The sequence below is a fragment of the Brevundimonas sp. CURTG3B2_SDJG genome, from assembly GCF_057364705.1.
Genome location: NZ_JBNFOJ010000102.1, coordinates 1 through 9768, shown reverse-complemented (window position 1 = coordinate 9768; position 9768 = coordinate 1). Strand labels below are relative to the sequence as shown.

Here is a 9768-nt window from a genome sequence, read left to right as displayed (position 1 = left end):
GCCGCGCCGGCCCCGCGAGCCGCGGGCGACGGCCCGCCCCTCTGGGTGATCCGCGACGCGGATTCGACCGTCTATCTGTTCGGCACGGTTCACATGCTGCGGCCGGGCACGGCCTGGGGATCGGACCAGGTCGACGCGGCCTTCGACAGCGCCTCGGAAGTCTGGTTCGAGGTCGTCGACCCGGACAACCAGGCCGCCCTGGGGCCCATCATTCAGCAGTATGGCGTTTCGCCCGATCAACCCCTGTCCCGCTGGCTGACCGCCGATGAGAAGGCCGCCCTGGACCGCGCTGTCCAGCCGATGGGCATGACCGCCGCCCAGGTCGATCCGCTGCGCCCCTGGTTCGCGGCCTTGATGATCGGCGTGACCCCGCTGACCCAGGCCGGCTTCGACACGACCGTCGGCGTCGAGATGAACCTGCGCAGTCGCGCCCTCGCCGCCGGCAAGGCGATCAAGGGGTTCGAGACCCTGGACCAGCAGGTCGGCGGCCTGGCCCGGATGAGCGACGAAGGCCAGAAGGCCTACCTGCGCCACTACCTGGCGAACGCTCAGTCCGCGCCTGCGCAGCTGGACGCCCTGGTCGCCGGCTGGATCGCGGGCGACGTCCAGGCCATGGAGACGTTCTCCCATGAAACCGGCCGCGGCATCTCCGAGGAAGTCCATCAGGTCTTCCTGTCGCGCCGCAATGCGGATTGGGCGAACCAGATCGAAGCCTTGCTGAAGGGCTCCGGCACGGCGTTCGTCGCCGTCGGCGGCGCTCACCTGGTCGGGGACGACAGCGTCCAGGCCCTGCTGGCCAGCAGGGGAATCCGGACCATCCGCCGCTGACGAAATCATCCCTCGCCCTGCTGCTGACAGTCTGTTGGCAGCAGGGTGGCGGTAGAAGGATCGGGACCGCCAGACGGCCCCGCATTACGGCGTTTTAGGACTACGGCCACGCTTCGGCCCCGTAGTCGGGGCAAGAAGGCGATCACGGATGGTTTCGGGCCCGCGCCTGCCCTTGCGCAAACCGAACCGCGTTCCGATCTCGCGACTGTTACAGATACCAAGAAGAACGTTCCCTCCCCGGACGTCGGAAAAACAGATGACTTCTCAGGTCCTCACCCCCGCCCGCTCGCGGCTCAACGCGAGCTACCGCAATCTGACCCTCTGGACCCTCCAGGGGTGGATCGCGATGTTCTTCATCGCGGCCGGCTACGCCAAGCTGACCGAGCCCCTGGCCAACCTGGTCGATCTGATGCGCTGGCCGGCCCTGGTCAGCGAGAGTTTCGTGCGCGGCCTCGGCCTCGCCGAGATCGTGCTGGCCGTCCTGGTCCTGGCCCCGCTGGTGTCGTGGAAGCACGGCCGGCCGCTGCTGGTCGTCGCCGCCGCCGGCCTGCTGGCGCTCGAGACGGCGATGCTGGCGATCCACGCGACCGGCATGGACACGGGCCCGGCGACCACCAACCTCGTCCTGATCGCGATGACGGCCCCGGTGCTCTGGTTCCGGTCGCGCGAAGTCCGCTAACCGGCCCCTCCCCGGACGAACGACGCCGCGAAGGTTCGCCTTCGCGGCCGTTTTCGTGTCCGGCGCAAAAGCTTCCCTTTACGTGCACGTCAAGTTCGGTCTATGCATTCCGCATGGCGACCGCCGACGATCATCGCACCTATTCGATCCGCCAGCTCTGCCGCGAGTTCGGGGCGACGGCCCGCGCCCTGCGGTTCTATGAGGACAAGGGCCTGCTGAACCCCGCCCGCAAGGGCCAGACCCGCGTCTACGACGCCCGCGACCGCGCCCGCTTGAAGCTGATCCTGCGCGGCCGGCGCATCGGCTTTTCGCTGCAGGAGATCCAGTCGATGCTGGATCTCTACGACCGCAAGGACCACAACGCCCACCAGATGGCCGTGGCGCTCCGCCAGCACCGCGCCCAGATCGCGGCGCTGAAACAGCAGCTCGAAGACATCGAAGGCGCCATCGAGACGGCCGAGGAGGCCTGTCAGTGGATGGAGGAGAAGCTGGGCGAGCATCGCCCCGACCTCCTGCCCGGCGCCGAGGAATACGCGTCCTTGATGAAGGCGCGTCTGAACACCGACCACCACCATCACCAGCCCTTCAAAGCGAGAGCCTGAGCCGCATGGCGTACAAAGCCCCCGTCCGCGACCTGACGTTCATCCTGAACGAGGTGCTGGAGATCGACCGCTATTCCAATCAGACCGGCTTCGCGGACGTGACGTCCGACCTGGTCGGCCAGATCCTTGAGGAAGGCGCCAAGTTCTCCGAAGAGGTCATCGCCCCCCTGAACAAGGTCGGCGACGTCGAGGGCTGCAAGTGGGACGCCGGCAAGGTCACCGGCCCGACCGGGTGGAAGGACGCCTACCAGCAGATGGTCGCCGCCGGCTGGCCCGGCCTGGGCTCGGACCCCGAGCACGGCGGCCAGGGCATGCCCGCCATCGTCAGCATGGCCTTCGGCCAGATGACCGCCGGCGCCTCGGCCGCCTTCTCGATGTACCCCGGCCTGACCCACGGCTGTTACGAGGCGCTGAACGCCAACGCCTCGGAAGAACTGAAGGCGATCTACTGCCCGAAGCTTGCCACCGGCGAGTGGGGCGGCACCATGAACCTGACCGAGCCGCAGTGCGGCACCGACCTGGGCCTGATCCGCACCAAGGCGGTCCCGAACGGCGACGGCAGCTATTCGATCACCGGGCAGAAGATCTGGATCTCGTCGGGCGAGCACGACTTCACCGACAACATCGTCCACCTGGTCCTGGCCCGCATCGAGGGCGCGCCGACCGGCATCAAGGGCATCAGCCTGTTCGTGGTGCCCAAGCATTTCGTCACCGAGGACGGCGGCGTCGGCGAACGCAACGAGGGCGTCGGCTGCGCGGGCCTGGAGCACAAGATGGGCATCCACGGCAACGCCACCTGCGTCATGGCCTACGAGAACGCCAAGGGCTGGCTGGTCGGCCAGGAGAACAAGGGCATGGCGGCGATGTTCGTCATGATGAACGAGGCCCGCCTGGGCACCGGCCTGCAGGGCCTGTCGATCGGCACGGCCGCCTACCAGGCCGCCGCGGAGTTCGCCAAGGACCGTCTGCAGGGCCGCTCGCTGACCGGACCCAAGAACCCCGACGGCCCCGCCGACCCGATCATCGTCCACCCGGACGTCCGCCGCATGCTGCTGGAGGCCAAGGCCTTCGTCGAAGGCGGCCAGGCCTTCATCCTGTGGACCGCCTTGCAAGCCGATCTGCAGAAGTCCGACGACGAGGCGACCGCCACCAAGGCGCGCGACTACATGGGCCTGATCACCCCGGTGCTGAAGGCCTATCTGACCGACAAGGGCTTCCATGCCGCCAGCCTGTCCATGCAGGTGCACGGCGGCTCGGGCTACACCGAGCACTTCCCGGCCTCGCAGTACCTGCGCGACGCCCGCATCACCATGATCTACGAGGGCGCCAACGGCATCCAGGCCCTGGACCTGGTCGGCCGCAAGCTGCCGGCCAACGGCGGCCGGGCGATCATGACCTGGTTCGGCGAGATCGACGCCTTCACCGCCGAGCACGCGGGGAACGAGACGCTGAAGCCCTTCATCGACGGCGTCGCCGACGCCAAGAAGAAGCTTCAGGAGGCCACCATGTGGCTGATGCAGAACGGCATGGCCAATCCGGACAACGCCGGCGCCGCCTCGACCGACTATCTGAACATCTTCGGTCTGACCGCCCTGTCCTACGTCTGGGCTCAGATGGCGATCGCGTCGCAGAAGGCCATCGACGCCGGCTCGACCGACCCGTTCTACGCCAACAAGATCGCCACCGGCCGCTACTTCGTCGAGCGCATCCTGCCCGACGCCGGCGCGCATCTGGCCAAGCTGAAGACCGGCGCCGACGTGCTGATGAGCGTGCCGGCGGAGGCGTTCTGACGGATCGCCGGCGCGCTTGACTGCCGTGACGTGACATCGCCAGTCATGGGCTGAGTTTCTCCCTCCCCCTCGGGGGAGGGTGGTCGCGAAGCGACCGGGTGGGGGCGGCGCGGAAGACGTCGCGTCCCCCGTCACCCCAGCCCCTCCCACCCGGCCGCGCGCGGCCACCCTCCCTGGCGAGGGAGGGGAGATGCTGTGAGTTCCCATGAACGTCCTCAACGTCCCCGAACCCGAGTTCATGCAGGAAGAAGAGATCACCCTCTTCTCCGACAGCGTCGGCAAGTGGATCGACGAGCACGCGCCGCCCGAGAAGTTCCAGCAGTGGATCGCCGACAGCTCGGTGCCCCGCCAGCTGTGGAACGACGCCGGCGAGGCGGGCCTGCTGGGCCTGTCCATGCCCGAGGAAGACGGCGGCATGGGCGGCGACTACCGGCACGAGGTCGTGCTGATGCGCCAGCTGGGCTGGAAGGGCGCGGACCACTTCGGCATCTCGCTGCACAACGCGATCGTCATGCCCTACATCTGGCACTACGGCACAGAGGAGCAGAAGCGGCGCTGGCTGCCGCGCCTTCAGACCGGCGAACTGGTCGGCGCCATCGCCATGACCGAGCCGGGCGCGGGCTCTGACCTCCAGGGCGTGAAGACCACCGCCCGCAAGGAGGGGAACCAGTACGTAGTCAACGGCTCCAAGACCTTCATCACCAACGGCCAGCTTGCGAATTTCATCATCGTCGTCGCCAAGACCGATCCCTCGGAGGGCGCCAAGGGCACCAGCCTGATCGTCGTCGAGACCGATGGCGCGGAAGGCTTCGAGCGCGGCCGCAATCTGCACAAGATCGGCATGGAGGCCAACGACACCTCCGAGCTCTTCTTCAACGACGTGAAGGTTCCGGGCGAGAACATCATCGGCGGCGGCGAGGGCCAGGGCTTCATCCAACTGATGCAGCAGCTGCCTCAGGAGCGGCTGAACATCGCCATCCAGGGCGTCGCCGCCGCCGAGCGCGGCCTTCGCGAGACCCTGGCCTACGTCAAGGAGCGCAAGGCCTTCGGCAAGCGGGTGATCGACTTCCAGAACACCCAGTTCAAGCTGGCCGAGGTCAAGACCAAGCTGACGGTGGCCAAGGTCTTCGTCGACCACTGCATGGGCCTGCACCTGAAGGGTCAGCTCGACGCCGCCACCGCCTCGATGGCCAAATACTGGGTCACCGACATTCAGGGCGAGGTCATCGACGAGATGCTGCAGCTGCACGGCGGCTACGGCTACATGACCGAATACCCGATCGCCCAGCTGTACAAGGACGCCCGCGTCCAGCGCATCTACGGCGGCACCAACGAGATCATGAAGCTGCTGATCGCGCGGACGCTGTAGGCGATATACAACCTATCCGCTCATCCCCGCGAAAGCGGGGACCCAGTGCTTTGGGGAAAACGCGGACATGGACTTCTTCACCTACATCGTCGCCAGCCGACGGAATGGAACCCTGTACACGGGCTCCACGGACTCGGTGATGACCCGCGCCCTTCAGCACCGGAGCGGCCGCTTCGCCGGCTTCACCGCCAAATACGGCTGCGACATTCTCGTCTGGTATGAGCGCCACCCGACCCGAGACGCCGCATTCAGACGCGAACGGCAGATCAAGAAATGGAACCGGGTGTGGAAGCTCGAACTGATCGAGCGAGCCAACCCCGGATGGCGCGATCTGTTCGAAGATTTCAGATGATGCTCTCACTGGGTCCCCGCTTCCGCGGGGATGAGCGGATTTGATAGGTTGCCCCATGATCCGCCTCCACATCCCCCAGCCCCTCGCCCCCGGCGCGGCCCTCGCCCCGAGCCTCGACCAGTCGCGCTACCTGACCCAGGTCATGCGGCTGAAGACCGGCGACGACCTGCTGGTCTTCAACGGCCGGGACGGCGAGTGGCGGTGCACGATCGCCGAGGTGCTGAAGAAAGGCGCGGTCCTGCGCGCCGAGGAAAAGGTCCGCGGCCAGGTCGCGCCCCCCGACGTCCACTTGCTGATCGCCGTGGTCAAGAAGTCCGCCCTGGAGTTCGCCGTGGAGAAGGCGACCGAACTGGGCGTCGCGCGCATCCGCCTAGTGACCACTGCCCGCACCCAGCCGCAGCATCTGCGCCTGGACCGGCTGGACGCCATCGCCGAGGAGAGCGCCGAGCAGACCGGCCGGCTGGACGTGCCGGCGGTGGACGCGCCGGTCAAGCTGGACGCCCTGCTGAACGATTGGGACGTCTCACGTCGCCTGATGTTCTGCGACGAGACCGGCGGCGCGCCGGCCATCCCCGCGCTGCGCGCCGCGGGCGAAGGACCGTGGGCGATCCTGATCGGGCCGGAAGGGGGCTTCACGCGCGAGGAAGGCGCCCGCCTTCGCGCCCTGCCTTTCGCCACCGCCGTATCCCTGGGCCCCCGGATCTTGCGGGCCGACACCGCCGCGACGACGGCCCTGACCCTGTGGCAGGCCGCCATCGGGGACTGGGCGCGCTGACTACGACCGATTCTGTCGTGGCATGAGTCCACACTGCGCGGGTCATGAGCGCTCCCGCGGTCCAATTGTGCACTATGTGCACTCGAAAAATTCCGAGTGCACATCCGGCCACGCCGGACCGATGGCGACGACCGAGCGACTTGGCCCTTGAGCGTCGCGGTCCGGTCGCCCATCTAGCCGCGACAAGAGGGGTTACAGATCCGCATGGCCGACCACGCACCGCTGACTCGCGACGCCCTGATCGGGGCCATGTCGAAGGGAATGAAGCCCCGGGACCAGTGGCGCATCGGCGCCGAGCACGAGAAGTTCGGTTTCGACCGGTCGACCTGCGCCGCCCGGCCTACGACGGCCCCTCCGGCATCCTGGCCATGCTGGAAGGCCTGACCCGGTTCGGCTGGGAACGGGTCTACGAGGGCGATCATGTCATCGCCCTGGAGCGGTCCACGCCGGACGGCCTGACCTCCTCGATCAGTCTGGAGCCCGGCGGCCAGTTCGAACTCAGCGGCGCGCCGCTGAAGGACGTGCACGAGATCTGCGACGAGACCGGCCGCCACCTGATGGAGGTCAAGCAGGTCGCCGACCAGCTGGGCCTCGGCTTCCTGGGCGCGGGCTTCGACCCGATGTGGCGGCGGGAGGAAGTGCCCGTGATGCCCAAGGGCCGCTACGACATCATGCGCGCCTACATGCCCAAGAAGGGGAACCTGGGTCTCGACATGATGCTGCGCACCTGCACCATCCAGTCGAACCTGGACTTCGAGTCCGAGGCCGACATGGTCGCCAAGTTCCGCGCATCCCTGGCGCTGCAGCCGATCGCCACCGCCCTGTTCGCCAACAGCCCGTTCACCGAGGGCCGGACGAACGGCTTCCTGACCGCCCGCGCCAACGTCTGGACCGACACCGACCCGGACCGGACCGGCATGCTGGACTTCGTCTTCCAGGACGGCTTCGGCTTCGACCGGTACGCCGACTACGCACTGGACGTGCCGATGTATTTCGCCAAGCGCGAGGGCCGCTACGTCGACCTGTCGGGCCAGTCGTTCCGCGCCTTCATGGAGGGGAAGCTGGACGCCCTGCCCGGCGACCGGGCGACCCTGAAGGACTGGAACGATCACCTGACCACCCTCTTCCCCGAGGTCCGGCTGAAGGCCTATCTGGAGATGCGCGGCGCCGACGGCGGCCCCGTGGAGCCGCATCTGCGCGCTGCAGGGCGCTGTGGGCCGGCGTGCTCTACGACGCCCCGTCGCTGGCCGCGGCCTGGGACCTGGTCAAGGACTGGGCGGTCGAGGACCACGAGCGCCTGCGCCGCGACGTCACCCGCCTGGGCCTGAAGGCCGAGGTCGCGGGCCGCACCGTCCAGGACATCGCCAGGGACATGGTCGACATCGCCCGCCAGGGCCTGAAGAACCGGGCCCGCTTCTCGGGCGGCATGGTCGACGAGCGCGGCTATCTGTCCGAACTGGAGGACATCGCCGACAGCGGCGTCACCCCGGCCGAACGGCTGCTGGACCTGTACCACGGCGAATGGAAGGGCGACCTCAGCCGGATGTACCGCGACTTCGCCTACTGAAAATGGGCCGTCTCCTGTCGTGGTTAACCTCGAAGGAAAAAGCGCCACCGGTTCTCTATAAATTCTTTGGGCCGGAGCGATCCGATACTTTCCGATCGATGCGAGTGAGGTTCTCTCAAGTCGCGGCACTCAATGACCCGTTCGAGTTCACGACAACTCTGAATCCAGAGATGCTGGAGCTCGCGGCAACGCAATAGGATCGCAATCCGCCCTTAAGGATGTTGAGCCTAGCCAGACTCTCCTGGTGACGACGGACCCTCGATCCAATGAGCTGCACCGCGCTGGCCGAACCGGACGACAAACCCCTGGGTGCCCCCGTCCGCCAGCCAGCGGCGAGCGAGGCCGCCGGCGCCGAGCTCTCGACCTTCTTCGAGGTCTCGCTGGACCTGCTGGTCATCCGCGAACTGGATGGCCGGGTGGCCAAGGTCAGCCGCTCGTGGCTGACCGTCATGGGTTATGAGCCCGAGGCCATGCGTGGAATGCGGCTGCTCGACCTGGTGCATCCGGACGACATGCCCGCCACCCAGCGCAGTGTGCAGGAGGTCGAGAACCGCCGTCCGGGCGATCCCGTCCTGGGCATGATCAACCGCTATCGGCACCGGGACGGAAGCTACCGCACCCTGGAGTGGCGCGCCCAGCGTTTCCACGACCGGATCTACGCCGTCGCCCGCGACGTCACCGACCGGGTCGCCGCGGAGCAGGCGCTGATCGAGGCCAAGGCTGCCGCCGAGGCCGCCAACGTCGCCAAGTCCGACTTCCTGGCCAATATGAGCCACGAGATCCGCACGCCCCTGAACGGGGTGATCGGCATCGTCGACGCCCTTTCGCGCACCCCGCTCAGCCCCGAGCAGGCCGAGATGGTCGCCCTGATCCGGGGCTCCGGCGTCACCCTGGAACGCCTGGTCTCCGACATTCTGGACGTCTCCAAGATCGAGGCCGGCCAGCTGGACCTCGAGCAGCGCCCGTTCGACCTGGAGGAAGCGCTCGAGCCGCTGGGCGTCATGCGCGCCCGCGCCGAGGACAAGGGCCTGGCCTTCCATGTCCTGCGCACGGACGACGCGCGCGGCGTCTTCGTCGGGGACAGCACGCGCATCCGCCAGATCCTGGGCAACCTGCTGTCCAACGCGGTCAAATTCACCGCCCAGGGCGGCGTCACCGTCCGCATCGAGGCCTGGCCCGACGATCCGGACGGCGGGACGCGCCACCGCTTGGCGATCACGGTCGAGGACACCGGCGTCGGCTTCGACGCCGGTCACGCCGCGCGCCTGTTCGATCGCTTCAACCAGGCCGACAGCACCATCACCCGGCGGTTCGGCGGCACGGGCCTGGGCCTGTCGATATGCCGGTCCCTGGTCGAGATGATGGATGGAGTGATCGAGGCCCGGTCCACGCCGGGTTCCGGCAGCCGGTTCCGCTTCGTCTTGCCGCTGCCCCGCGCCGCCAGCCTGGCCGACTACGATGCGCGCGAGCCCGCCGCCGGCTCGGCCGGCCTGCCCTGGGGCGGTCGTCCCCTGCGGGTCCTGCTCGCCGAGGATCATCCCACCAACCAGCGGGTGGTCCAGCTGATCCTGGGGTCGCAGGGCGCCGAGGTCGTCGTCGCCGCCGACGGCGCCCTGGCCCTCGACGCGTTCGAGGCCGACGCCTTCGACGTCGTGCTGATGGACATGCAGATGCCGGTCATGGACGGCCTGACCGCCACCCGGGCCATTCGCGCGCTCGAGGGCGCCCGCCCAGACCGCCCCCGGACGCCGGTGGTCATGCTCAGCGCCAACGCCATGGTCGAGCACCGGGCCGAGGCGCTGCATC

Annotated in this window: 8 protein-coding genes and 1 pseudogene; all 9 read left to right on the top strand. The window is 67.9% G+C overall.

The annotated features are described in order from the left end of the window. Positions 1-828, top strand: an 828-nt coding sequence (locus AC2W7C_RS08655; RefSeq protein ID WP_486001071.1) for a TraB/GumN family protein, incomplete at its 5' end; no start/stop codon positions are given. A gap of 256 nt (positions 829-1084) precedes the next feature. Next, positions 1085-1507, top strand: coding sequence for a DoxX family protein (locus AC2W7C_RS08650; RefSeq protein WP_486001070.1), 423 nt, complete (start codon positions 1085-1087; stop codon positions 1505-1507). 113 nt (positions 1508-1620) lie between these two features. Beyond that, positions 1621-2109: a MerR family transcriptional regulator gene (locus AC2W7C_RS08645; protein WP_486001069.1), complete on the top strand. Its 489-nt coding sequence runs from the start codon at positions 1621-1623 to the stop codon at positions 2107-2109. A gap of 5 nt (positions 2110-2114) precedes the next feature. Further along, the gene (locus tag AC2W7C_RS08640) at positions 2115-3899 is read left to right on the top strand and encodes an acyl-CoA dehydrogenase C-terminal domain-containing protein (RefSeq protein ID WP_486001068.1); all 1785 of its coding nucleotides are present in this window, start codon (positions 2115-2117) and stop codon (positions 3897-3899) included. 205 nt (positions 3900-4104) lie between these two features. Further along, the gene (locus AC2W7C_RS08635; protein ID WP_486001067.1) at positions 4105-5268 is read left to right on the top strand and encodes an acyl-CoA dehydrogenase family protein; all 1164 of its coding nucleotides are present in this window, start codon (positions 4105-4107) and stop codon (positions 5266-5268) included. 67 nt (positions 5269-5335) lie between these two features. Continuing rightward, entirely contained in the window at positions 5336-5620 is a 285-nt protein-coding gene (locus AC2W7C_RS08630) for a GIY-YIG nuclease family protein (RefSeq protein WP_486001066.1), read from the top strand. Between the two features lie 55 nt (positions 5621-5675). Continuing rightward, the gene (locus AC2W7C_RS08625; RefSeq protein ID WP_486001065.1) at positions 5676-6395 is read left to right on the top strand and encodes a 16S rRNA (uracil(1498)-N(3))-methyltransferase; all 720 of its coding nucleotides are present in this window, start codon (positions 5676-5678) and stop codon (positions 6393-6395) included. A gap of 204 nt (positions 6396-6599) precedes the next feature. Further along, a pseudogene (locus tag AC2W7C_RS08620) lies at positions 6600-7962 on the top strand (glutamate--cysteine ligase). Between the two features lie 266 nt (positions 7963-8228). Beyond that, positions 8229-9768, top strand: a 1540-nt coding sequence (locus tag AC2W7C_RS08615; RefSeq protein ID WP_486001064.1) for a PAS domain-containing protein, incomplete at its 3' end; no start/stop codon positions are given.

Bases quoted from the DNA above. Each gene is read 5' to 3' on its own strand.
- AC2W7C_RS08650 (WP_486001070.1), top strand. From the start codon at position 1,085: ATGACTTCTCAGGTCCTCACCCCCGCCCGCTCGCGGCTCAACGCGAGC.
- AC2W7C_RS08645 (WP_486001069.1), top strand. From the start codon at position 1,621: ATGGCGACCGCCGACGATCATCGCACCTATTCGATCCGCCAGCTCTGC.
- AC2W7C_RS08640 (WP_486001068.1), top strand. From the start codon at position 2,115: ATGGCGTACAAAGCCCCCGTCCGCGACCTGACGTTCATCCTGAACGAG.
- AC2W7C_RS08635 (WP_486001067.1), top strand. From the start codon at position 4,105: ATGAACGTCCTCAACGTCCCCGAACCCGAGTTCATGCAGGAAGAAGAG.
- AC2W7C_RS08630 (WP_486001066.1), top strand. From the start codon at position 5,336: ATGGACTTCTTCACCTACATCGTCGCCAGCCGACGGAATGGAACCCTG.
- AC2W7C_RS08625 (WP_486001065.1), top strand. From the start codon at position 5,676: ATGATCCGCCTCCACATCCCCCAGCCCCTCGCCCCCGGCGCGGCCCTC.